Source organism: Chryseobacterium sp. Marseille-Q8038 (assembly GCF_965111995.1).
This window is the reverse complement of sequence record NZ_CBCOPN010000001.1, coordinates 2,231,484-2,255,092: the sequence shown is the minus strand read 5'-3', so window position 1 is coordinate 2,255,092 and position 23,609 is coordinate 2,231,484. Positions and strand designations below refer to the sequence as shown.

Sequence of the window (23,609 nt, the reverse complement as noted above, 5' to 3'; positions counted from 1 at the left end):
ACTAATTGGTGTTTTTTACAAGTTCAAGGAATTGAGATTCAAGAGATAGTTTTTTCTTGGCCAAATGAGATAAGAAAATCCCTTTTTCCGCCAGCTTCTGATTCAGTGCTGAAGCTGAAATTGACACATCATCACGGATCTGGGCTTTAATATAATCCCTGTCCTGATTGACGAAGCTAAACCACGGTAATTCGTTCAATGTATTGAAAAGTAATATGTTATTATCAGCTTTCAGTTCAAAATATCCGTTGTTGGAAGTCATTTCGTCTACTCTTCCACAGTAAATAGAATTTCCTTCTTTCAATACAATAACATGGCTGCAGATTTTTTCAATTTCATCCAAAAGGTGGCTGGCAATAATAATGGTGATTCCCTGCTTGGCAATATTGCTGATGATTTCTCTGATCTGAATAATTCCTTCAGGATCCAATCCGTTGGTGGGTTCGTCCAATATCATTACCTCAGGATTATTTAACATCGCTGAAGCAATAGCAAGACGCTGTTTCATTCCCAGAGAAAAGGTTTTGAAAGTATCTTTTCTCCTTTCATACAGATTAACGGTTTTTAGAACTTCATCAATCCTGGAATAGGGTGTTTTTTTGATTTCTGCCACAATCTTAAGATTGGTTTCTGCACTTAAATAAGGATAAAAGTTGGGCTGCTCAATAATTGCTCCGATCTTTTTTAACGTTTCCGGATCAGTTCCTTTTTTGCCAAACCAAAACCAATCTCCACTGGTAGGATTGATGGTAGAAAGCAACATCCCGAAAGTGGTAGATTTTCCACTTCCATTCGGCCCCAATAGCCCATAAACGTTTCCTTTTTCAACATCAAAAGAAATATTGTTGACTACAACTCTTTTGAATTTCTTTGTCAAATTTTTTACTGATAAAATCTTTTCCATGTAATTTGTTTTACATAGTAGTAGTCTATATAAATTAGAAAATGTTACAGAATTATCATAAATCAATGTCAATTTATTGGTAAATACATTAAATTTGATAGAATTAACCAAGACTTATGAAGCTAATTGAACTGGCAGAAGAACTTAATGTTTCTGCAGAAGCCATAAAACAATTTATACAGGATTTCGATCTTGAATTGGTAGAATGCATCAGTACCAATTTTGAAGTAAAAGAAGATTTTGAAAAATTTGCCCGCGAAAATTTAGATTTTTTAAGGCTGTACGAAAAAGATCTGGATAAAAATAAAACCCTGGAGCAGATTGCCGAAGTCATTAAGCAGCCAAAAGACAAGGTGGAAAAAGTAATCAAGGATAATAATCTTAATATTTTCGATAATGGCTTTTTCAAATCTTCTATATCAAGCTATGGGATTGATAACAAACTGGGTGGAAACTATCAGTTCGTCTATGATTATTTTGGGCATAAAACAAGTCTTAAACAACGAGATTTCATAGGATACAGAGATCTGTTCTTTTATACATCCACTGTTCTGGAACCATTCCTGAATCCACAGCAGATCAAAGACTGGGGCATCAATAAACCAGCAGGAATTATTCTCTACGGACCTCCGGGAAGCGGAAAAATATTCTGGGCTAATAAAATTGCTGAAATCATTGGCTATCAGTTTAAAGAAGTAAAAAAGCACTATTTAGGAACTTCATTGATTGACGGGAATGAAATCAACTTCAGTGATTTCCTGCTGAGTATGATGAAGGAAAATAAAATGCTGCTTTTCATGGATGATTTTGATGAAATTATGATGCAGAGAAGGGCAGAAACAGATATTGCTTCCTGTAATCTTGAAGCTCAGGAGCTGATTCTTCATTACATCGGAAAATTTGAAAAAGAAGGTGTTTTGATGGTAGGTTCTGCCAATTCTGTTTCAGAAATTGACGAGGAAATTCTTGCTCCGGGAAGATTTGATGTGATGATACCAATCTTTCCACCTAATGCTTCAGAGCGTTCAGAAATTATTCTTTACGCCATGACCAGAGGACTTGAGGAAGATTCTTTACTCTATAAAATACTTAAAAATAACAAAGCGGATAAAATTCCTTTCTGGCATGAAATCTCTTCAAAAATGAAAGCATTCAGCAATACGATGCTGATAGATTTTACCCAAAGCCTCAAGAAAAGAATTAAAAATCTTTACCAAAGAACCAGAAACGAAAAGCTGAAAATTGATCAGAAACTTTTAGACAGCGCATTAAGAGATGCCGGATCAAAGCTTACTGAAGAATATCTTGATCAGGTAGCGAGATTTCTTGCTGATGCTATTATCAATAATTTTGATGATTTCCAATTCAGAATTCAGGCATTGAAGAGCGAGCTGGAAACCTACAGAGTTGTTGAAGAACCGGTAAGAGCAATCGGATTCCAGCATAATGAGGAAGAGAAAGACAAAGGGTAAGATATTCAAGGTTTAAAGTTTAAGGTTTAAGGTTTAAGGTTTAAGGTTTAAGGTTTAAGGTTTAAGGTTGCGCTGCATCGTACATTAATACTTTTTACATTATACATTTTACAAAAAATGACTCATCATTCATTACTCATTACTCATGAACAGCATCTGGGAACTGGACACTTTCTACAGAAAAAGAGATATCATTATTATAGGTGCAGGGTTTTCCGGACTATGGACAGCAATATCCATCAAAGAAAAATATCCTGAGAAATCCGTTTTGATTATTGAACGGAATGCCATTCCATTGGGTGCTTCCACGAGAAATGCCGGGTTTGCCTGTTTTGGAAGCCTTACTGAAGTCATTGCAGATGCTCATAAAATGGGTTGGGAGAAAACGCTTGCACTTGTTAAAATGAGGTTTGACGGATTGCAGAAAATCAGACATTATTTTACCCATGAAGAAATTGATTTTGAGTTGAATGGAGGCTATGAAATCATCAATGGTGAAGAGCCTTTATCTCATATTGACGAAATCAATGAAAAGCTGAAAGCATTAACCGGACTGGATAAAACCTATACTTTAAAACAGAATAAAATACAGGAATTCGGGTTGGGAAAATCTGCATTTTTGATTGAAAACCCTTGTGAAGGAAGTCTTCACTCCGGAAAGTTACTACAGAAATTGCTGGAAAAATGTCATGAACTGAAAATTGAATTTTTATTCGGAACAGAAGTTCAGAATATTGAAGAAAAAACAGATGAAGTTGAGGTTTATCTTTCCACTGATCTTTCTGTAAAAGCCGATCAGCTCATCTATTGTACCAATGCATTCACTTCAACATTTTTGGAAAATGAAAATATTATTCCTGCCCGCGGACAAATTCTTCTGACTGAGCCTATAGAAGATTTAAAACTTAAAGGAACGTTTCATTATGATGAAGGCTACTATTATTTCAGAAATGTAGGAAACAGAATATTGCTGGGTGGCGGAAGAAATCAGGATTTTAAGACAGAAGAAACGACGGCTTTTGAAACGACAGAATTTCTGCAAAATCATTTGGAAAATTTTTTAAAAGAAGTTATACTTCCTTATACAGATTTTAAAATAGCACTTCGCTGGTCAGGAATTATGGCCATGGGTGATGAAAAAACACCTATTGTAAAACAGATTTCAGAAAGACAGTTTTGTGCCGTAAGACTTTCAGGAATGGGAGTTGCCTTAGCTCCGAAGATTGGAGAAATGATAGCAGAAATGATATAAATACACGTGCATTATACATGAAATATTTGCCTTTTGAACGCATTACTTATAGAACCCATTTATCCGAACAGGAAGTTTTAACAAGACTCTCCGATTTTGTAGAACCTAAAAAATTCGGTTTAGGGAGAAATTATATGAAAGAATATGAAGGATCTATCCATAATAACAGCTTTGAAATCAGCAGAGTGATACAATACAGGAATTCTTTTCTTCCTCAGATAAATGGTAGAATTCAAAAGGAAAATAATGGAGTAAAAATACAGGTGGCTCTATCATTACATGCATTTGTATTATTTTTTTTAATAGTCTGGTGTTCATTTGCCCTGATTTTCTTCATAGGTGTTTCCATAAGAGCTATAAGAGAAAAAGAAATATCAGTAGAACTTTTTCTTCCTTTAGGCATGCTTTTGTTTGTCTATGCTTTAACTATGGTAGGTTTCAAATCTGAAAGTAAACAATCAAAAGAATTCCTTAGGAGAAGCTTTGAAGCTGAAATTATCAAATAATCATAACTTCTAATCATCTTCTGAAGCCTTAATAAAGCTCCAATCCGAACCCAAAACTTTAAACCTGGAACTTTAAATTCAGAATGCTCCACTCTAAAAGAATTCCTTATTTTTGCAAAAAGAAAAATTCGTGATTAACAACGACCAGATAAAAGAAGTTCAATCCAGAATTGAAGACTTACACAGATACCTTCAGATTGAAAAAAAGAAGATTGAAATTGCCAATGATGATGAAAAAACGGCGGCACCCGAATTTTGGGACAATCCAAAAACTGCTGAAGCATTTCTAAAACAGCTTCGTTCCAAGAAAAAATGGGTAGAAGGCTATGATGAAATTCAGACACAGTTTGAAGATTTGCAGGTTTTAGCTGACTTTGCAAAAGAAGATCCGGATTCTGAAAAAGAACTGGATGAAACATTCCCGCAGTTGGTAGAGAAAATTGAGGATCTTGAATTCAAAAATATGCTTTCCAATGAAGGAGATGAGCTTTCGGCTGTTCTTCAGATTACAGCAGGTGCAGGAGGAACAGAAAGTTGTGACTGGGCAGCCATGCTGATGAGAATGTATACGATGTGGGCCGAAAAACAAGGCTATAAAATCCGTGAACTGAACTTTCAGGAAGGAGATGTGGCAGGTGTGAAGACTGTTACCCTGGAAATTGAAGGAGAATTTGCTTTTGGATATTTAAGAGGCGAAAATGGAGTGCATCGATTGGTAAGAATTTCCCCTTTTGACAGTAATGCAAAACGCCATACAAGTTTTGTTTCTGTTTACGTATATCCTTTGGTGGATGATACGATTGAAATTAATATTAATCCTGCAGACATCAGTTTTGAAACCATGAGAGCTTCCGGCGCAGGAGGACAGAACGTAAACAAGGTAGAAACTGCCGTACGTCTTCGTCACGCACCAACAGGGATTATTATTGAAAACTCAGAATCCCGTTCTCAGCTTCAGAATAAAGAAAAAGCAATGCAGCTCCTTCGTTCAAGACTCTACGAGATGGAATTGGAAGAGCGTATGAAGGCCAGAAATGAGATAGAAGCCAACAAAATGAAGATCGAGTGGGGAAGCCAGATCCGAAACTACGTAATGCACCCTTACAAATTGGTGAAAGACGTACGCTCAGGTCATGAAACGTCTGATGTGGATGCCGTAATGAACGGAAATATTACTCCTTTCTTAAAAGCATTCTTAATGGCCGATGGAACGGCAGTTTCCGATGATGATCTGGACTTATAAAAATCATGTTTGAATTTTAGTTAAAATCTTATAATTAATTTTTGTTTCAGACATTTTAGGCTTACTTTTGTTGTTCATCGATATTTATGGAAGATTTCAATAGCTGGAAGGATTTATTAAACCCGGAGTTTTATATAAAAATGGGAGGGTTTTGGCTGATTTTGTTTATTGTTTTTGCTGAAACAGGTCTTTTTGTAGGATTTTTTCTACCTGGGGACTCACTACTCTTCGTTTCGGGGATTTATGCCGTTGAAATCATCAAAGAGACTTTTGGGTCTACAGGAAGCGATTTCTTAGATACCACATTGTTAGCTTCAGGGGTAGCTCTTGCAGCTATTATAGGAAATGAGGTAGGATATTATTTTGGAAGAAAGGCAGGACCTGCTTTATATAAAAGGCCAGACTCAATGCTTTTCAAGAAGAAATACCTTTATCAGGCACACGATTTTTTTGAAAAACACGGCGCATTAGCTGTTATTATGGCAAGATTCTTACCTGTTGTGAGAACTTTTACGCCTATTGTAGCAGGTATTGTAAAAATGGATAAAAAAGAGTTTTTAAGAGATAACATCATTGGTGCCGTATTATGGTCATTCATTCTGATCTTTGCAGGGCATTATCTGGACAAACTTTTTATGGAACAGTTCGGAATCAACTTAAAACAAAAGCTGGAATACATCATTATTGTCATCGTGTTAGTCACTACACTTCCGGTGATCTTTAAATTTGTTTTTGGAAAAAAAGAAGATCTTTCTAAAAAATATGAAGATCAGGACTTTGAATAATTAATAATTCAATCAAAATATACAGAGCCGTCTCAGCAATGAGATGGTTTTTTTATGCATAAGAAATTTTTTTTACCCCGCAAAGCTCGCAAGATTATTATGATGATCTGTTATTTTTTCTTTCGCAGAGGCGTTTCACTTAGCTAAGTCACCTGCCTAGCTGAACGAAGTGTCTTTGCGCCCGAGAGATATAAGCATTAAAATTCTTTTGCGCCCATAGCATTTTTAAATACATCTACCAGGCAAAAATTATTTTTTTTATACTGAATATTTAAAAGATTCTTATGAACGAAGTGGTTAGAATAGTTGTTTAATTATTTTAAATAGATAACTATTCTTTAATCCACTCCAGAATATTCGGATAGATAATGCTGTCTCTTTTTCTTTTGCTGAAAAATCTTGGAGCATGCCCGGCACCCTTCATGAAAATGAATTTGTGTGGAACTTTCATTTTTGTAAGTGCTGAATCCATAGCAATTCCCTGATGCTGATTAACCAGTATATCATTATTTCCCTGAAATATCAGGGTAGGTACATTGGTAATATTGGCGATGGGACTGGCTTCTTTGAAAGCTTCGGATATATTTTTCCGGTCAAATTTAGTTCCTACTACCTTTTGAAAAGTAGGAGAGGTGTATTTGGAATAAAAAGATTTAAGATATTCCGGGCTATAAAAATCTGTCGGGCCGCTTAAAGAGATGATTTTTTTGATCTGTTCAGGATACTGATATCCGTAAAGTAAGGCCAGATGCCCACCTGCACTTTCTCCCAAAAGAATATAATTGTTGGGTTGAAGTTCTGCCTTTTCTGCTAAAGAATTGAATTTTTCAATAGCCAGGGCAATATCTTCAAGCTGTTGTTTATAAGTGATTTTTTCTTTGGTAGAAACCAATCTATAATTCATATTGATACTCGGAATGCGGTTTTCAAAAAGCATTTTCTGAACCTGAATCATATGCTCTTTTTTACCTAACGTCCATGCTCCGCCGTGAACAATAAGGACTACAGGGGAATCTTCAGCATAATCTTTGGGAAGAAAGACATCCATTTTCTGTCTTTTGTGTTCACCATATTTCAAATTGTAAATCTTCTGTTGACCTCCGGGACCAACCCATACTCTGAATTTCGTATTGCAGGACTGCAAGAGGAAACCAATGCATCCCATGACAAAAAAATGATACCTGAGAATGAGCTTTTTCATTACTTAAATTTACGGAAAATTCTATTGATTATGAAATGATTAATGTTGAATTAAAGTCGTTCTGCGGTCTTTGATGAAAGTCCTTTTTTGATCGTAATAACATCCTTTTCTCCCTTTTTGAAAATAAAAGTAATTTCGGTGTCATCATCCTGCAGGAAAAATACATCCTCTTTTTCAGCCAGCATTCTTACTTTAGGATCTTTATTGTTCTGTATAAAAAGCTGACCGTTTTCGTTCAGAATATGAATAACACTATCATCAGAAAGAGCATAATCACCAACATATTTTTTAAGAATATCAGCTCCCAGAGTGATCTCTTTCTTGGGCTGTGGAAGGGTATAAGGTTGTCCTAACAGGGCTGCTAAAATAGTATTTCCTACTTTCTCCAGTCTTTTACTTGTGATATTATTCAAAAGGATAATGCAGAGGTCATCTTCAGGAAGCATGGCAAAATAGCTTGTAGAGCCTTCTATATTTCCACCATGGTTAATGAGTTTTTTCCCGTAAAGATCATCAATAAACCAACCGTAGCCATAACCGCTTAAATAAGGTGTGGTAGCTTTTTTAAAAGCTTCTTTGGATACAATTTTATAATCCCTCAATCCGATATAGTAATTGTACAGGTCTTCGGCAGTACTATAGATTTGTCCTGCAGGACCGGTTAATGTGGAATTCCATACTTCAGTTTTTTCCTGTCTTGTCTTTGAAATATAAGAATAAGGAACTGTTTTGTAAGTACTTTTCAAAGCCATGTAATTAAACCCGGTATGATTCATCTTCAGAGGATTTAAGATGATTTTTCTTACCGCATTTTCATAGGAAAGTCCTGTGAGTTTTTCAATAATGAGTCCCAATACAATATATCCTGAATTGGTATACGAAAATTGAGTGCCGGGCTCAAAATCCAGGGGTTCATTTTTAAAAAAGGAGAGTTCTTTATTTTTGGCTATTGATTTTCTGGTGTGAAGCAGGCTGAAATATTCTTTATTTCGCAGTACTTCATAAATACCCGACGTGTGGGTGAGCAGGTGTTCAATCGTAATTTCATTTCCTCTCGGATAATCGGGAATAAACTTTGAAACCGGATCTTTAAAAGAAAGTTTCCCTTCCTCACTTAGTTTTACAATAACCAGGGCTGTGAATGATTTGGTTAAAGATGCAATCTGATATACACTTTTGTTCTGGTTGGATATCTTTTTCTCTGCATCCTGCCAGCCGTATGACCTTTCGAAAATATTTTTATTCTGATAATGGATTAGGGCAGTTCCATTAAACTTATTAATGGCAGCGTATGCTTGTATAATGCTGTCTATTTCCTGTTTTTTCTTTGCCTGATTAACAGTATTGAGATGAGTTTCTGTTTGAGCTTTTAAAGTTGGGCAGATGGTACTGAACAGACAAAATAAACATCCTAAAGCTAAAGATTGAAATTGACGTCGCATGGTATCAGGTTTTTAAAAAACGGTTAAAATTAAGCTTAATATTGGTAGTGTACAATTCTGTGTCTGTAAGGACTGGACTTGAATGTCATATCTGGTAGAAACGCCGGAATATAGTTTAGAATTAAAGGTTTTCAGCATAGCGGCTTAAAGAATTATTGTATCTGGGCAAATGTTTTGATAGTGCTTTTAAAGCGATAGATAGTGCTTCTTTGTGTTTTCCTGCTGAAGAAAGAGACAGTGCTAAGAAAGAATCTACCGCATCATTCAGTTCATCAGACTCATTAGCTTTTTCTTCCCTTAAAATATGGATGCTTTCTTCTATTTTCCCATTATTTCTTAAAGTACTTGCCAGCTGGATTCTTGCTCTTCTTCTTCGTAAGCCGGTTAATCCTTTATCTAGCGCAGATCTGTACAAAGGTTCAGCCTCTTTTTCATGTCCGGTAGAGTCAAAAGCGCAGGCTCTTTCAAAATCTGCAATAGCCCGGGAATCTGTCACTGTAAGTAATTCTACATGATTTTTAATTTGTTGAATAAACGCTTCACTGCTTATTGTTCCAAGTTTTAGCCAGATACTTTGTAGTTGGGTTTCCCAGTTTTCATCCATGGAATAGATTTTAAACAAAGATATAAAATATTGAAAATGGAGCATTGCTTAATCTTTCTCATAATTTTCAAAATTATTGTCATATTATGAATCCAAAAACGGAATTAAATATTTATTTTTGCTGAACTTAACAAAGATTAAAAAATTATTAAAATATGGCATCAGGCTTTTTTGCTATTTTGGACGATATTGCAGCATTGATGGATGATGTAGCGGTTACCAGTAAGGTCGCTACCCAAAAGACAGCAGGAATTTTAGGAGACGACCTGGCTGTAAATGCAGAAAAAGCCACAGGCTTTCTTTCCTCAAGAGAAATTCCGGTTTTATGGGCAATTACAAAAGGTTCTTTTATCAACAAACTGATCATTCTTCCCATCGTTTTTTTGCTTAATTGGTTGTATGCTCCGGCTATTAATTATGTATTGATCCTTGGAGGATTCTATCTGGCCTTTGAAGGGGTTGAAAAAGTAATAGAATTTCTTTTTCACCGTGACAAAAAGGGTCATGAAGTTATAGAGGAAATTGAAGAAGATAAAAAAAGTTCTGAAGAAATAGAAAAAGAGAAAGTAAAATCGGCCATTACAACGGATTTTATTTTATCCATTGAGATCGTTATTATTGCTTTAGGAACCGTATTGGAAGAAAGTCATCCTTTCATTACGCAGATTTTAGTAACGAGCTTGGTTGCATTTATTGCGACTGTTGGTGTTTATGGAATTGTAGCTTTGATCGTAAGAATGGATGATGCAGGGTTTAAATTAATAAAGAAAAGCAATGATAAAGGTTTTTTCGGGAGGCTTGGGCATTTATTAGTAAAGGCTTTACCTATTGTTATTAAAATATTAGGAGTTGTCGGAACAATTGCTTTAATAATGGTTGCCGGTGGAATTTTTCTACACAGAGTAGAATTTCTTCATGGTATACTTCCAACCTGGCCGGATGTTTTAAAAGAACTTACGCTTGGAGTTGTTGGCGGATTGGCAGCGGTTGCCATATTTACTTTAGGAAAAGGGATTTACGCTCTGGCAACCAAAAAATAAAACAGAATTAGAATTAAATAACCAAAAAATCCTGTATTCGTGAGAGTGCAGGATTTTTTATTAATACATGTAGAGAATTTATCGGTTGATATATTAAAAGTTATAATCGCATTTTTTGCATAGGCATTTGCTGAAATTCTTATCCTTTATTAAGATATAGTTTTGTAGCAACCTTATTTTATTTTCAACCCATTCATGTAGGCTAATTTAATGGTTTGAGCTCCATGAAATTCAGAATAATTGAGATCAATTTCATTTTCCGTTTTTAGGCTCTCGTAAAGTTTAAGAATTTTCCCTTTATATGGACAGCTGTTTACAAAATTATTTAGAAAAACTTCAGAGGTCTCCTTTTCTGAAAAGCATAGAAGGAAATCTAAAGGAGAAATTGAATCTTCTGACCATTGATTAAACTTTGTTCCCTTGTTCTTTAAAAACTCGATGGCGATTTTCTTAGAATTAAAAATTTCGAAAATTGGAAGTATATATTTCTCTATATTTTCTGTGATTTCAAGAATTGATTTTTCATAAGACAATCCTGCTAAATTCCATTCTTTCCAATTATTATAGGGCATTAAATACCCTATCTGATTTCCAAAAATTAATCCCTGAGCATATTCATTTTTAGTTTGTTCTATCTGCCATTTCTTTAAAATTTTAGAATAGATAGTAATATGAGGAAGGAGCTGAATGGATGAAGAATCATTCCTAAAACTCGACTGAAAATAAATTTCAAAATAGATATCTTTATCAAGGGATACTTTCTTAAGCCTTTGTCCTTTTTCGAGTGTTTTGAAACCATCAAGCTGAGTGGCGATTTCGTTACAGGCATTTAAAAATATTGTTCTTGTATCCATGGGTTTCCAGAAGTCTTTTGAGTCAATCCAATAATGGACAAAAATATAAAAAATTAAAGAGCATAAAAAAAGAGGCTTAAAAAGCCTCTCTTATATTAATTGAATAAATCTTTTACTTTATCAAAAAAAGTTTTTTCCTTTCCGGATGGTTCTGCAACCATTTCTCCGCTGGACATCTGCTTTTCAAAGAAGTCTTTCTGTTCCTTAGTAAGCTTTTGCGGCGTCCATACATTGATGTGGATGAACATGTCTCCTTTACCATAACTGTCGATACTTGGAAGTCCTTTTCCAGCCAATCTTAAGATCTTCCCGGATTGGGTGCCCGGATCAACGGTAATTTTTACTTTTCCACCTACTGTAGGAATTTCTTTTTTAGTTCCTAAAGCGGCTTCAGCAAATGAAACATACAGTTCCTGGTGAAGATTATCGCCTTCTCTCTTGATCACCTGATCTACTTCCTCTTCAATAATCACCAATAAATCTCCCGGAATTCCACCAAATGGGGCATCATTTCCTTTTCCTCTTACATTAAGCTGGATACCGTCTCTTGCTCCTGCCGGAATATTGATGGTAATTTCCTCTTCATCTTTAATAAGGCCTTGGGCATTAGCTCCTGCAGGAATTTTGTCAGCAACTTTTCCAATTCCCTGGCAAGTACTACACGTTGTTTGAGTCTGCATCTGGCCAAACATGGTATTCATTACTTTTAACTGAACACCGGAACCGTTACAGGTAGGACATGTTTTTGAAGTGGCACCTTCTGCCATCTTCATTTTCTTTACTTTGATGGTTTTCTGAGTACCGTTTACCATTTCCTCAAGATTTAGCCTGATTCTGATTCTTAAATTAGAACCTTTTACCTGCTGACGGCCTCCGCCGCCACCGCCGAATCCTCCGAAACCACCACCGAAAATATCTCCAAACTGGCTGAAAATATCTTCCATGTTCATTCCGCCTCCGAAGCCTCCGCCTCCGAAACCACCATTTCCACCTACTCCCGCATGACCGAACTGATCGTATCTTGCACGTTTCTGATCATCGCTCAGAACTTCATAAGCCTCAGCAGCTTCTTTAAATTTTTCTTCAGCCTCTTTATCCCCAGGATTTTTATCCGGGTGGAATTTGATGGCCATTTTACGGTATGCTTTTTTTATTTCCTCGGCGGATGCAGATTTGCTGATCTCAAGAACCTCGTAATAATCTCTTTTTGACATGACAATTTTATAATTGATTGTTGATAGATGATAAAAGATATTGTAAAGCTAATAAGTGAAACATTCATCAATTATCACTCATCATTTATCATTTATGAATTCTAATTTCCTGTTACTACTTTTGCAAAACGGATTACTTTATCTCCTAAAGTGTATCCTGTTTCAATAACGTCTACGATTTTTCCTTTCAAATCTTCTGATGGAGCAGGGATCTGAGTAATCGCTTCATGGAAATCAACATTAAAGCTGTCACCAGCCTTTACTTCCATTGTTTGTAAGCCTTTTTCTGTAAGTTTATTCTTGAATTTCTGATAGATAAGCTCTACACCTTGCAGGTCAGCCGGATTTCCGTTTTTAGCGATTTCTTTTAAAGCTCTTTCAAAATCATCCAAAACTCCTAACATTGAAACCATCATTTCCTGGTTGGCATATTGGAAGAATTCCATCTTCTCTTTGCTCGTTCTTTTTTTATAGTTTTCGAATTCAGCATACAATCTGATGTAACGGTCTTTTTCCTCTGCCAAAAGTTCCTCTGGCGAAGGAGCAGCTGTCACATTGTCCTGAGACGTTGCGTCATTCTGAACAGTGTTTTCTTCGTGATTATTGATGCTTTCTTCGTTAATATCCTGGTTTTCCATAATTCAATATTTATTTACTGATTGTTTGACAAAGAGCCTGCCAAATCCAAAATCTGGACATTAAGGCAGAAAAATGAGTAGCGGTGAATAGTGGCTAGTGAATTTGTTATAGTGTGAAATTAAAAATTGACTATTGACCATTCACTTGTCAATTGTGAATATGTCAATCCGCTACGCTTGTGAATTTGTCGTAGTATGAGATTAATAATTGACTTTGCAAAGCAAAAATTGACCATTGACCATTCACTTGTCAATTGTGAATATGTCAATCCGCTTCGCTAGTGAGTTTTTTGTGGTGTGAAATTAAGAATTGACCATTGACCATTCACTTGTCAATTGTGAATAAGTCAATCCGCTTCGCTAGTGAATTTGTTATAGTGTGAAATTAAAAATTGACCATTGACCATTCACTTGTCAATTGTGAATATGTCAATCCGCTTTGCTAGTGAATTTTTTGTGGTGTGAAATTAAAATTGACTTTGCAAAGCAAAAATTGACTATTGACCATTCATTTAATAATGTCCAATAGTCAATTTAAAAACTATAGTTGTATTTTTTTATTCTCCCGTAAACGTCTGATACAGCAGATACAGATTTAAAACAATGATAATGATGGAAATAATCCATACACAGATTTTAAGGAAAGGCTTATTGGCAAATTCACCCATTTTGGCTTTATCATTGGTAAACATCACCAATGGAACAACGGCGAAACTCAACTGCATGGATAGAATTACCTGGCTTAAAACCAATAATTCAGTGGTTCCCTGTTCTCCGTAAAGAATGGCAACAATAAGTGCAGGAATTACAGCAATAAGTCTGGTGATCAATCTTCTCAGCCACGGTTTTAATCTGATGTTCAGGAATCCTTCCATTACGATCTGTCCGGCAAGGGTTCCAGTCAATGTAGAGTTTTGTCCGGATGCTAATAAAGCAATGGCAAACGCAATACTTGCCATAGAAGCTCCCAGAATAGGAGTCAGCATTTTATAGGCATCATGAATATCAGCCACATGTTCGTTTCCTGTAGTATGGAATGTAGCGGCTGCCAGAATAAGGATTGCTGCATTGATGAAGAAAGCAAGCATTAATGAAACTGTGCTGTCTATGGTGGCAAATTTTATCGCTTCTTTTTTTCCTTCAGTGTCACGGGTATAATCTCTGGTCTGTACAATACTGCTATGAAGATACAAATTGTGAGGCATTACCGTGGCTCCTAAAATTCCGATGGCAATATAAAGCATAGCCGGATTCTGAATAATTTCTTTTTGTGGAACCAAGCCTCCCAGAATTTCATTGAAAGCAGGCTGTGAAATGACAATTTCATACACGAAACAAGCCAGAATGATGAATATAAGGCCACCTACAATACTCTCAATCCATCGGAAGCCTTTGGCCTGAAGTAAAAGAATAATCAAAACATCTACTGTTGTAATGACAATTCCCCAGGTTAACGGGATATGGAATAGCAGGTTCAGTGCAATGGCTGAACCAATAACCTCGGCGAGATCACAGGCGGCAATCGCGATTTCACAGAATACCCACAGAATAAAATTGGTAGTAGGGCTAAAGTGGTCTCTGCATGCCTGTGCAAGATCTCTTTCTGCAACAACTCCGAGTTTCACGGATAAATGCTGTAGAACCATCGCAAAAATATTGGAGATAAGAATTACTGAAAGGAGTGTATATCCAAACTGAGCGCCTCCGGCAATATCGGTAGCCCAGTTTCCGGGATCCATATAGCCTACAGCAATCATCAGTCCTGGTCCTGCAAATGCCAGATATTTTCTCCAGAAAGTGGCATTTTTAGGTACTTTGATAGATGAATAAACCTCTGATAAGGAATGGTTTGTTTTATCTTTTCGCCAGGCGCTTTTTATATTGAAATTCATAAATGTTAGAAATGACTAACAAATTTAATTAAATAAATGTAAACAGAAAAATCATAGCATAAAAAAATCCCGGAAATTGATTCCCGGGACCTAATTTTTATTAAATCTAAAGACTATTTTGCAAATCTTACAGACATTTTTCTGTCAGCAGCTCTTTCAGCATCAGAAGCTTTTGCATCTACTTTTGCAAATTGACTTCCATAGCCTTCTGCTTCCAGAACCTGAGCACCAACTCCTGCTTTTGCTAAAGCAGCTTTGATGAATTCAGCTCTGGCTTTTGACAGTTTTACGTTGCTAGCCTCATTTCCTGTTTTGTCAGTATAACCTCCGATTTTGATTTTTGCATCAGGGAAAGCTTTAAGGATAGCCACTAAGTTATCCAGCTGTCCTTGTGAACCTGCTTCAAGTTCAGAAGAACTTCCCATTTTGAAATTAACATGATCGAAATCGTACCACTTATCTTTCAATGCTGAATCATCAGCTGCGTTTTTGTATGCTCCGGATTTCAGGAAGGTAATCATCTGATCTTCCATTCCGCCTTTGTAGCCTTTTAACATCACTCCGTTAAGATCAATGTTTTCATCCGTTTTAGCTGTTGCAGGAGCAGGAGTTGCTGTTCCTGTAGCAGCTGCTGTATCTGTAGTGGAGCTGGTAGCTGCAGAATCAGACGTAGTGGTCGTAGTTGTAGTCGTCTGTTTTTTCTCACACTGTTTCCATAAGAAATAAGCAGCGGCTATCAATAATAAAAGCGGAAGCAACCATTTCCAGATTGAACCTCCGCCTTGATTATTATTGTTATTATTTTCAAATCTTTCTCTTACTTCTCTAGCTCCTTCGGAAACATTTTCTCTTGCTGTAGCAACACCTTCTGCAAGGTTATCTTTAGCAGTAGAAGTTACTGAAGAAACTGTTTCTTTCGCCTGACCAAACCAATTTTCAGCTCCTAATCCAAAGGAAGCCAAAGAAAGACCTGCCGGCAATAAAGAAGAAATAACGCCTTTCTGATCATTCAGTAAGCTGGAAATACCTGAAGCACCCAAATTATTGTCTGCTGCATATTTTCCAACAGTGCCTACTGTAGCTCCAGTCACCAGGTTTAACAAAGAACCTGCAGAGGTATTGCTGACTCCTGAAAAACTGGCAATGGAATTAACTAATGCACTTACTTTATCTCCAAAAATTGAAGACAACAAGTTCGAAATAATAGGATTGCTGGACGAACCACCTAATAAATTTCCTAAAATTCCACTTGAAGAGGCTTGTGTAATAGCATCCACAACGCCAGGCTTATCTGCGTTATTGGCTAATCCACCTACTACAGCAGGTAATAATCCGCCAATTGCTTTAGAAATACCGGATTCACTTTCTCCAAACTGCGATGCAGCCTGTGAAACTAAAGCGGGACCTAATTGTCCTTTAATTAAATCAATGACATTTAAAGACATAATAATAAATTTTTTTGATTAATGTTGAGATAAAATTAAACAAAAATCTGTCCAAATGTCACTTTTTTTTGAATATTTCTTTAAAAATTAACGATTTTTTTCTAAATCATTAAAATTATTAATAAGCTTTTGCGAATAATACACGTCTCTTAGAAGGTTTTCCGGAAATTAATGAAATTCCTTCTTCTATATCATCATCCAAAGGAATACATCTGATGGTTGCCTTTGTTTCATCTTTGATTTGTTCCTCTTCTTCAGCTGTACCATCCCAGTGAGCATAGATGAATCCACCTTTCTCTTCGAGAACTTTTTTGAATTCTTCATAAGTATCAACTTTCGTCATATTATCTTTTCTGAATTCAGATGCTTTATTGTAAAGGTCTTGTTGAATTGTTTTCAATAGCTCTTCAATGTACGAATCTAGCCCTTCAATAGAACGAACTTCTTTCGTCAGATTATCTCTTCTCGCGATTTCCACAGATTTATTTTCCAGATCTCTTGGTCCCATTGCAATTCTTACAGGAACTCCTTTCAATTCATATTCTGCAAATTTCCATCCTGGTTTGTTCTGAGTATCATTATCAAATTTCACAGAAATACCTTTAGCTCTCAGTTTAGCCTGAATGTCCAAAGCGACTTCACTGATTTGTTCTAACTGCTCTTCTCCTTTAAAGATCGGAACAATCACCACCTGAATCGGTGCCAGCGTAGGAGGCAGTACCAATCCGAAATCATCAGAGTGTGTCATAATCAAAGCTCCCATCAAACGAGTGGATGTTCCCCATGAGGTAGCCCATGCATGTTCTATCTTTCCTTCTTTATTGGTGAATTTTACGTCAAATGCTTTTGCGAAATTCTGTCCTAAGAAGTGAGATGTTCCTGCCTGTAAAGCTTTTCCGTCCTGCATTAATGCTTCAATACAATAGGTTTCATCAGCTCCTGCAAATCTTTCAGATGGCGTTTTTAATCCTTGAATTACCGGCATTGCCATAAAGTTTTCTGCAAAATCTGCATATACTTTATTCATCTTTTCTGCTTCTTCTACCGCTTCATCTTTTGTAGCGTGAGCGGTGTGACCTTCCTGCCATAAAAACTCTGCGGTTCTTAAGAAAAGACGTGTTCTCATTTCCCAACGAACAACATTCGCCCATTGGTTGATCAATATTGGTAAGTCTCTGTAAGACTGAATCCAGTTTTTGTAAGTATTCCAGATAATTGCTTCTGAAGTAGGACGAACAATAAGTTCTTCTTCCAGTTTTGCATCCGGATCTACAATCAGCTTGGAAGGATTGTCCGGGTCGGTTTTTAATCTGTAGTGGGTAACAACAGCACATTCTTTTGCAAAACCTTCTGCATTTTTTTCCTCAGCCTCAAATAAGCTCTTGGGCACAAAAAGCGGGAAGTATGCGTTAACGTGACCTGTTTCTTTGAATTTTTTATCCATTTCATCACGCATTTTTTCCCAGATCGCATAGCCATACGGTTTGATCACCATACATCCACGCACGCCTGAGTTTTCAGCTAAATCAGCTTTTACAACCAGCTCATTATACCATTTGCTGTAATCTTCGCTTCTTGAGGTTAATTTTGCCATTATTTTTTAAAATTTTTTTAACTTTTGTACATTATTGTTATCTAAAAATAAAAATCTATTTTTGATAGATTTTTTTACCAGTATTTTGGTACATTTTTGGTACAGATTGCAAATATAATTTAAATTAAAAATTTTTACGTTATCATGAAAAGAAATATACATAAAAATTTGCTTGGTCTGCTAAGATCCAAAGGGGTATTGGCTATATCAGGCGGATTATTACTTGTGTCTTGTGGTGCTCAGATGGGAGGGTATAGCGAGACCGATGGGGTGTATTACGACCCCAATAAGGATACGCTACCTGAAGGAGTTATCATTAATGATAGCGGAAACAGAGTAGGAGAATATTATGACTACTATCAGGATTCCAATGTAATTCAAAATGCACAAACGAATTCCAGAGAGCAGCAAAACAGATATAATGACTGGAGTAATACCAATACAAACTGGAACTCCAATGCTACAGATTCAGACTGGGGACTTTATGCAGGTTCTCAAACCAACTATTATGACAATAACTCATGGGGATGGGGATCTCCTTGGGGATGGTATGGTGGTTATAGCCCGTATTGGGGCTGGGGTATGAACCGTGGCTGGGGCTGGGGTGCAAGTATGTCCTGGGGTTGGGGCGGATCATTCGGCTGGGGCTGGGGAGGCTCTATCGGATGGGGAAGTCCATACTGGGGATATGGTTATGGAGGATACTATGATCCATTCTGGGGCGGATACTACGGAAACCCATATTGGGGATACGGAGGAGGTTACTGGGGTGGTGGCTACTACAACAGACCTGTTTACAGAAGAAGTGGTATCAGCGGAGGCGGATTCCAGAATACAGGGGTAGGTAATGCAGTGTACAGAACCAATACCGCTAATTCAGGTTTCAGAAATAGTAACGGTGGTTTCAGAAATACCAATAATAATGGTGGTTTCAGAGATGCAAACTCAAATGGTGGATTCAGAAACAGTAATGGCACCAATTCGGGCGGCTTCAGAAATACCAATTCAGGTGGTTTCAGAAATACGAATTCCAATGGTGGATTCCGTAATTCTGCACCACAAACAAGACCTAATTATAATTATCAGCAACCACAGCCAAGATATAACAACAATAATGGAGGCTTCAGATCTAATGATTCAGGAGGTTTCAGATCCAGTGGTGGCTTCAACTCTGGTGGAGGCGGCTTCAGAGGCGGTTCTTCAGGCGGCGGCGGAATGAGATCCGGTGGCGGCGGCAGAGGTGGCTTCAGATAATTTTCAAATTAATAAACTATAAAAAAATAATGTTAAAAAAATCTTTAGTATTAATGAGTATTTCTGCTGCATTTTATGCGCAGGCTCAGGATGTTTCTGTCATAAGAAATACTGTAGAGGTTTACTCAAGTACTCCTATGGTGGGATCAGCTAAGTTTAATGCGATGGCTGGAGCTAATGGTGCGCTAGGTGGTGATGCAAACTCTTTGCTTACTAACCCGGCAGGTTTAGGAGTAGCTATTTCAGGAGAGGTTTCAGGAACTTTATCTATTTTAGGAAATAAAAACACCAGTTCTTTAGGAGGATCTACAATAGATTATAGCAAAACCAAAGGAGATCTTGGGAATGCAGGAGGAGTAATTGCTTTTCCTTTGATGACAGAAACTGGATGGAAGTTTATCAATATTGGTATTAATTTTTCTAACCAGACTCTGGACAATGTCATCCAGTCCCCGGGAAATAATAATATCGTCTATGCTTTTGATAAAGATGATATTACCAAAGATGCAGCATTGGCGGGTCATCTGTATGAAAGATACGGTAACTTGTCAAAGATGAGTTTTGGGGTGGGAGCCAATTATAATCATAATTTATATTTAGGAGCAGGTTTCAATTTTTTCAATGCTTCACTGGATCAGTATGACAGCTTGTTTTACAGAAATCTGACCAATAATTCCACAGAAGGATTCAGTAAACAAGATACTCCTTATTCAGAAAGATCTTCTGGTTTTTCAGCTTCATTAGGGGTAATCGGAAAGCTAAGTCCTAATTTCAGAGTGGGAGCATCTCTTGAAACGCCTACATTCTGGACAATAGACAGAAATTATTATTTCTATAATGATCCTGTTTACGGGGATGATATGGGAGCTGAGAACAGAAAGTTTACTTCACCGCTTAAAGCAACTGTGAGTGCTGCCTTTGTAGCAAGTAAAAACTTCTCTTTGAATGTAGACTATACGCTTGGACTTACAAAACCTGATTATAAAGTATATGGAGGAGCAGAAAGAGAGTTGAATGATTTCTTTAAAGATAATTACAAGAATCTTTCAGAAGTAAGAGTAGGGGCGGAGTACAGAGTACAGCAGTTCAGATTGAGAGGTGGTTATTCTTACCAGTCAAGTCCTTTTGATGCACTTACCATCAGCAGATTTAACGATGCTGGTACTGTAGGTGATCAGTCTTACAGCAATCTTATGCTAAGTGACAGAAATACACTTTCACTGGGTATCGGATATGATTTCAAATCATTCTATGTGGATGCTTCTTATCAGAATATCTCATCCAAATATAGTAATCCTTTCATGAGAGGATATATGGATGGTAATTTTGATTCATCTTATTATTCTGCTAAAAACAGCTTCCAAAGTGATGCTTATGCAGTAAGTGATGTAAAAAGTAACAGAAATAATTTCTTCCTTACATTAGGATGGAAATTCTAAGCTTTGATAATTAAAGCGTTATACCATAAAAAGCTCCGGATTCCGGAGCTTTTTTACTTTTTAATGAGAATGAACAGCGGTAGGATGCTGATGGAAAACATGCATCATCAATGCAAGTGAAACTCCTAAAACAACCAGTCCGATTTTTACCCAGTCTATATTATGATTTTTATTACTTTCAAAAATGATGACAGAAGAAATATGAAGAAATATTCCCCCTACAATAGCCAGAAAATAAGGCTGAAGATCAGGATTGAAATAGTTTCCTAATAACATTCCCATTGGAGAAGCCAGGGCAAATAAGGCTACAATAAGAATAGAAGGATAAGAGGACGAACTTTTTGATTCTCCCTTTCTGTTAAATAAAAATGCCCCCAGAATAAATGAAATAGGCAGATTGTGAAAGACAATCCCCCAAAGGTAAGGAGACATCTCGTGCGTTTCATTGGCAAGAGGAATTCCTTCAATGAAAGCATGGATGAATAATCCTACCATTAAAGCAACGGGAAGGATATTATGTTCACTATGATGATGGAAGTGTCCGTGTTCAAAACCTTTGGTAAGTGCTTCCAGAATCATCTGAAGAAGAACTCCTCCGATGACGAATATCCCAAGATTACTGCTTCCGGCAGAGGTATACACCTGAGGGAAAACTTCATTGAGACAGATCGTAATTAAAAAACCGGCACTCAATATCAAAAGATTTTTAGCCAGTTTTTCTTTTTTACCAAAGTGTTTTCCCAGAAATACGCCTGTTACGACACTTAAAATCAGTAAAAGTACTGTTGTCATTATTTTTTCTTAAATAAATTGATACAACGTGGGGAATTTTCTTTATTAAATTCATTCAGCTGATAGTCTCCCCAGATTTTTATTCTTTCAAAGCCACATTCAGAGGCATAGTTGTGAATGGCTTCCAATGTATGAAGCTTTACCTTTTCAAAAAAATGAAACGGCTTACCGTCAGCTTCAAAACGGATATCTTTGATGACATGCCTGCCTTCGATTTTTTTCAGAATCCTGAAATCAATATCACTGCGTGTGACTGTTGTTTCAGGGATCAGTGTATTTCTTACATACGCTTCATTCAGATAATCAAGGACAAAATATCCTCCGGGCTTCAATGCATTATAAACCGATTGAAATACTTTTTTATCATCATTTTCATTATCAAAGTACCCAAAACTTGTAAATAAGTTGAATACAGCATCCATAGGATCTGCGTCAATTGGGTTTCTCATATCATGAACTTCAAAAATCAGTGTTTGATTTTCATACTGTTTATCAGATTCAATACTTTGTCTTGATAGGTCAAGACCCAAAACATCATACCCTAATTTATTGAGGAAAACAGAGTGTCTTCCCTTTCCACAGGCAAGATCTATGATTTTCGACTGAGGCGGAAGCTGAAGGTCCGCAGTAAGCTTTGTAATGAAGTTTTCAGCTTCAGTATAGTCTCTGTTGCTATAAAGCAAATGATAATAAGGGGTATCAAACCAAGATTCAAACCATTCCATAATGCAAAAATAACTAAATTTGTGCGGTTAAAAGCAAAGTATTTTACAACATTAAGAGATTGAAAATTTCAATTGGACAAGAAGTTGGATAGCTAATCTTTTAATTTTTAAAACTTTAAATCTTTTAATTCATACTTATGGATACAGAAAATATTAAAATACAGATAAAGACATTCTTCGGATTGGAGCAGATTCTGGCAGAAGAAATCAAAAAATTGGGGGGAAGAAATGTTGAAATCAAAAACAGAGCAGTAAATTGTGAAGGAGATCTTGGTTTTCTTTATAAAATCAATTACTCTGCGAGAACAGCATTGAAGATTCTGGTTCCGATTCATGAGTTCAAGGCTTTTAATCAACATCAGTTTTATGACAGACTGTTCAAATTTGAATGGGAAAACTTCATGGATGTTGACCAGTCTTTCTCTATTGATGCTACGGTAAATTCTGAAACGTTCAAGCATTCTCAGTTTGTGACTTTAAAAATGAAGGATGCCATTGTGGATTATTTTCAGGACAAATTCAAAAGACGCCCGAATGTAGAAACAAGAAATCCGGATATCAAATTCCACCTTCATATTGACAGGGAGCTGGTGATGATTTCAATGGATTCATCAGGAGATCCTTTATTCAAAAGAGGATATAGAACAGAACAGGGAGAAGCCCCTATCAATGAAGTGTTGGCAAGCGGAATGCTTCAGCTGGCGGGCTGGGACGGAAAAGGAAATTTCCTGGATCCTATGTGCGGTTCCGGAACACTATTGATTGAAGCAGCAATGATTGCAATGGATCTTCCGGCTCAGATCTTCAGAAAAAGATTCGGATTCCAGAACTGGAATAATTATGATGCAGACCTGTTTGCAAAAATCAAAGAATTCAGAATTAACAGAGTCAGACAGTTTGATGGAAAAATTGTTGGGTATGACATCGATGCAAGAATGCTGAATGCTGCAAGAATGAACGTAGAAGCGGCAGAGATGGAAGATGTAATTGAGATCAAAAAACAGAATTTCTTTGATTCTAAAAAAGAATTGTTCCCATTATTAATGGTCTTCAACCCTCCGTATGATGAGAGAATTTCCATCAATGATGATGATTTCTACAAGAAAATCGGAGATACTTTTAAAACCAATTATCCGAATACCTTAGCATGGCTGATCTCTTCTGATCTTGAAGCGGTGAAGAAAATCGGTTTACGTCCTTCAAGAAAGATCAAACTTTTCAACGGAAAACTGGAAACGAGATTTTTACAGTACGAAATGTATGAGGGAACGAAGAAAGTACATAAACTGGAAGGTAATAATTAATAAACTCTG

At 36.6% G+C, this 23,609-nt stretch carries 21 protein-coding genes; 9 read left to right on the top strand and 12 right to left on the bottom strand.

The features are described from left to right. Position 1 precedes the first annotated feature (1 nt). On the bottom strand, positions 2-904 hold the full coding sequence (locus tag ACWPWS_RS10440; protein WP_209785458.1) for an ABC transporter ATP-binding protein: 903 nt from the start codon (positions 902-904) through the stop codon (positions 2-4). Between the two features lie 116 nt (positions 905-1,020). Here ACWPWS_RS10440 and ACWPWS_RS10435 point away from each other — a divergent pair, with 116 nt between their 5' ends. The 5 genes from ACWPWS_RS10435 (at position 1,021) to ACWPWS_RS10415 (ending at position 6,162) form a co-directional block, all read left to right on the top strand. Next, the gene (locus ACWPWS_RS10435) at positions 1,021-2,376 is read left to right on the top strand and encodes an ATP-binding protein (protein WP_454046437.1); all 1,356 of its coding nucleotides are present in this window, start codon (positions 1,021-1,023) and stop codon (positions 2,374-2,376) included. A 145-nt stretch (positions 2,377-2,521) separates the two neighbouring features. Continuing rightward, positions 2,522-3,628 carry an NAD(P)/FAD-dependent oxidoreductase gene (locus tag ACWPWS_RS10430; RefSeq protein WP_454046436.1) on the top strand — a complete coding sequence of 369 codons (1,107 nt, stop codon included), beginning with the start codon at positions 2,522-2,524 and terminating at the stop codon, positions 3,626-3,628. A 17-nt stretch (positions 3,629-3,645) separates the two neighbouring features. Further along, positions 3,646-4,134: a hypothetical protein gene (locus ACWPWS_RS10425; protein WP_454046435.1), complete on the top strand. Its 489-nt coding sequence runs from the start codon at positions 3,646-3,648 to the stop codon at positions 4,132-4,134. A gap of 130 nt (positions 4,135-4,264) precedes the next feature. Next, positions 4,265-5,377 (top strand): peptide chain release factor 2, encoded by a 1,113-nt coding sequence (prfB, locus tag ACWPWS_RS10420; RefSeq protein ID WP_105683991.1) that lies wholly within the window; start codon positions 4,265-4,267, stop codon positions 5,375-5,377. An 86-nt stretch (positions 5,378-5,463) separates the two neighbouring features. Next, positions 5,464-6,162 carry a DedA family protein gene (locus ACWPWS_RS10415; RefSeq protein ID WP_105683992.1) on the top strand — a complete coding sequence of 233 codons (699 nt, stop codon included), beginning with the start codon at positions 5,464-5,466 and terminating at the stop codon, positions 6,160-6,162. A 331-nt stretch (positions 6,163-6,493) separates the two neighbouring features. Here ACWPWS_RS10415 and ACWPWS_RS10410 read toward each other — a convergent pair whose 3' ends face one another. The 3 genes from ACWPWS_RS10410 to ACWPWS_RS10400 form a co-directional block, all read right to left on the bottom strand. Next, on the bottom strand, positions 6,494-7,363 hold the full coding sequence (locus tag ACWPWS_RS10410; protein WP_209785454.1) for an alpha/beta hydrolase: 870 nt from the start codon (positions 7,361-7,363) through the stop codon (positions 6,494-6,496). A gap of 50 nt (positions 7,364-7,413) precedes the next feature. After that, entirely contained in the window at positions 7,414-8,805 is a 1,392-nt protein-coding gene (locus tag ACWPWS_RS10405; protein WP_454046434.1) for a serine hydrolase, read from the bottom strand. A gap of 121 nt (positions 8,806-8,926) precedes the next feature. Further along, positions 8,927-9,409 carry a tetratricopeptide repeat protein gene (locus ACWPWS_RS10400; protein WP_454046433.1) on the bottom strand — a complete coding sequence of 161 codons (483 nt, stop codon included), beginning with the start codon at positions 9,407-9,409 and terminating at the stop codon, positions 8,927-8,929. A gap of 155 nt (positions 9,410-9,564) precedes the next feature. Between ACWPWS_RS10400 and ACWPWS_RS10395 the strand changes: the two genes are divergently transcribed. Continuing rightward, entirely contained in the window at positions 9,565-10,449 is an 885-nt protein-coding gene (locus ACWPWS_RS10395; protein WP_454046432.1) for a DUF808 domain-containing protein, read from the top strand. A gap of 173 nt (positions 10,450-10,622) precedes the next feature. Here the strand turns inward: ACWPWS_RS10395 and ACWPWS_RS10390 are convergent, their stop codons facing one another. From ACWPWS_RS10390 to proS, 6 genes are all read right to left on the bottom strand, one after another. Then, positions 10,623-11,303 carry a DUF4304 domain-containing protein gene (locus ACWPWS_RS10390; protein ID WP_309511535.1) on the bottom strand — a complete coding sequence of 227 codons (681 nt, stop codon included), beginning with the start codon at positions 11,301-11,303 and terminating at the stop codon, positions 10,623-10,625. Positions 11,304-11,398: 95 nt separating this feature from the next. After that, on the bottom strand, positions 11,399-12,517 hold the full coding sequence (gene dnaJ / locus ACWPWS_RS10385; RefSeq protein WP_105683998.1) for a molecular chaperone DnaJ: 1,119 nt from the start codon (positions 12,515-12,517) through the stop codon (positions 11,399-11,401). Positions 12,518-12,618: 101 nt separating this feature from the next. Continuing rightward, on the bottom strand, positions 12,619-13,155 hold the full coding sequence (locus ACWPWS_RS10380) for a nucleotide exchange factor GrpE (protein WP_209785448.1): 537 nt from the start codon (positions 13,153-13,155) through the stop codon (positions 12,619-12,621). Positions 13,156-13,712: 557 nt separating this feature from the next. Then, the gene (locus tag ACWPWS_RS10375; RefSeq protein ID WP_105684000.1) at positions 13,713-15,047 is read right to left on the bottom strand and encodes an Nramp family divalent metal transporter; all 1,335 of its coding nucleotides are present in this window, start codon (positions 15,045-15,047) and stop codon (positions 13,713-13,715) included. 113 nt (positions 15,048-15,160) lie between these two features. Beyond that, positions 15,161-16,492, bottom strand: coding sequence for a DUF937 domain-containing protein (locus tag ACWPWS_RS10370; RefSeq protein WP_454046431.1), 1,332 nt, complete (start codon positions 16,490-16,492; stop codon positions 15,161-15,163). 118 nt (positions 16,493-16,610) lie between these two features. Next, the gene (proS, locus tag ACWPWS_RS10365) at positions 16,611-18,086 is read right to left on the bottom strand and encodes a proline--tRNA ligase (RefSeq protein ID WP_454046430.1); all 1,476 of its coding nucleotides are present in this window, start codon (positions 18,084-18,086) and stop codon (positions 16,611-16,613) included. Positions 18,087-18,230: 144 nt separating this feature from the next. Here proS and ACWPWS_RS10360 point away from each other — a divergent pair, with 144 nt between their 5' ends. Together ACWPWS_RS10360 and ACWPWS_RS10355 are read left to right on the top strand one after the other, a co-directional pair. Further along, positions 18,231-19,340, top strand: coding sequence for a prolyl-tRNA synthetase (locus ACWPWS_RS10360; RefSeq protein WP_209785444.1), 1,110 nt, complete (start codon positions 18,231-18,233; stop codon positions 19,338-19,340). 53 nt (positions 19,341-19,393) lie between these two features. Next, on the top strand, positions 19,394-20,779 hold the full coding sequence (locus tag ACWPWS_RS10355) for an OmpP1/FadL family transporter (protein ID WP_454046429.1): 1,386 nt from the start codon (positions 19,394-19,396) through the stop codon (positions 20,777-20,779). Positions 20,780-20,839: 60 nt separating this feature from the next. Here ACWPWS_RS10355 and ACWPWS_RS10350 read toward each other — a convergent pair whose 3' ends face one another. Both ACWPWS_RS10350 and ACWPWS_RS10345 read right to left on the bottom strand, forming a co-directional pair. Continuing rightward, positions 20,840-21,571 (bottom strand): ZIP family metal transporter, encoded by a 732-nt coding sequence (locus ACWPWS_RS10350; protein ID WP_209785442.1) that lies wholly within the window; start codon positions 21,569-21,571, stop codon positions 20,840-20,842. Continuing rightward, entirely contained in the window at positions 21,571-22,296 is a 726-nt protein-coding gene (locus ACWPWS_RS10345) for a class I SAM-dependent DNA methyltransferase (protein ID WP_454046428.1), read from the bottom strand. Before ACWPWS_RS10345 ends, ACWPWS_RS10350 begins: the two co-directional genes overlap by 1 nt. A gap of 137 nt (positions 22,297-22,433) precedes the next feature. Here ACWPWS_RS10345 and ACWPWS_RS10340 point away from each other — a divergent pair, with 137 nt between their 5' ends. Continuing rightward, complete coding sequence (locus ACWPWS_RS10340) at positions 22,434-23,600, top strand: THUMP domain-containing class I SAM-dependent RNA methyltransferase (protein WP_209785356.1); 1,167 nt, start codon at positions 22,434-22,436, stop codon at positions 23,598-23,600. Positions 23,601-23,609 lie beyond the last annotated feature (9 nt).

Bases quoted from the DNA above. Each gene is read 5' to 3' on its own strand.
- ACWPWS_RS10440 (WP_209785458.1), bottom strand. From the start codon at position 904: ATGGAAAAGATTTTATCAGTAAAAAATTTGACAAAGAAATTCAAAAGA.
- ACWPWS_RS10435 (WP_454046437.1), top strand. From the start codon at position 1,021: ATGAAGCTAATTGAACTGGCAGAAGAACTTAATGTTTCTGCAGAAGCC.
- ACWPWS_RS10430 (WP_454046436.1), top strand. From the start codon at position 2,522: ATGAACAGCATCTGGGAACTGGACACTTTCTACAGAAAAAGAGATATC.
- ACWPWS_RS10425 (WP_454046435.1), top strand. From the start codon at position 3,646: ATGAAATATTTGCCTTTTGAACGCATTACTTATAGAACCCATTTATCC.
- ACWPWS_RS10415 (WP_105683992.1), top strand. From the start codon at position 5,464: ATGGAAGATTTCAATAGCTGGAAGGATTTATTAAACCCGGAGTTTTAT.
- ACWPWS_RS10410 (WP_209785454.1), bottom strand. From the start codon at position 7,363: ATGAAAAAGCTCATTCTCAGGTATCATTTTTTTGTCATGGGATGCATT.
- ACWPWS_RS10405 (WP_454046434.1), bottom strand. From the start codon at position 8,805: ATGCGACGTCAATTTCAATCTTTAGCTTTAGGATGTTTATTTTGTCTG.
- ACWPWS_RS10400 (WP_454046433.1), bottom strand. From the start codon at position 9,409: ATGGATGAAAACTGGGAAACCCAACTACAAAGTATCTGGCTAAAACTT.
- ACWPWS_RS10395 (WP_454046432.1), top strand. From the start codon at position 9,565: ATGGCATCAGGCTTTTTTGCTATTTTGGACGATATTGCAGCATTGATG.
- ACWPWS_RS10390 (WP_309511535.1), bottom strand. From the start codon at position 11,303: ATGGATACAAGAACAATATTTTTAAATGCCTGTAACGAAATCGCCACT.
- dnaJ (WP_105683998.1), bottom strand. From the start codon at position 12,517: ATGTCAAAAAGAGATTATTACGAGGTTCTTGAGATCAGCAAATCTGCA.
- ACWPWS_RS10380 (WP_209785448.1), bottom strand. From the start codon at position 13,155: ATGGAAAACCAGGATATTAACGAAGAAAGCATCAATAATCACGAAGAA.
- ACWPWS_RS10375 (WP_105684000.1), bottom strand. From the start codon at position 15,047: ATGAATTTCAATATAAAAAGCGCCTGGCGAAAAGATAAAACAAACCAT.
- ACWPWS_RS10370 (WP_454046431.1), bottom strand. From the start codon at position 16,492: ATGTCTTTAAATGTCATTGATTTAATTAAAGGACAATTAGGTCCCGCT.
- proS (WP_454046430.1), bottom strand. From the start codon at position 18,086: ATGGCAAAATTAACCTCAAGAAGCGAAGATTACAGCAAATGGTATAAT.
- ACWPWS_RS10360 (WP_209785444.1), top strand. From the start codon at position 18,231: ATGAAAAGAAATATACATAAAAATTTGCTTGGTCTGCTAAGATCCAAA.
- ACWPWS_RS10355 (WP_454046429.1), top strand. From the start codon at position 19,394: ATGAGTATTTCTGCTGCATTTTATGCGCAGGCTCAGGATGTTTCTGTC.
- ACWPWS_RS10350 (WP_209785442.1), bottom strand. From the start codon at position 21,571: ATGACAACAGTACTTTTACTGATTTTAAGTGTCGTAACAGGCGTATTT.
- ACWPWS_RS10345 (WP_454046428.1), bottom strand. From the start codon at position 22,296: ATGGAATGGTTTGAATCTTGGTTTGATACCCCTTATTATCATTTGCTT.
- ACWPWS_RS10340 (WP_209785356.1), top strand. From the start codon at position 22,434: ATGGATACAGAAAATATTAAAATACAGATAAAGACATTCTTCGGATTG.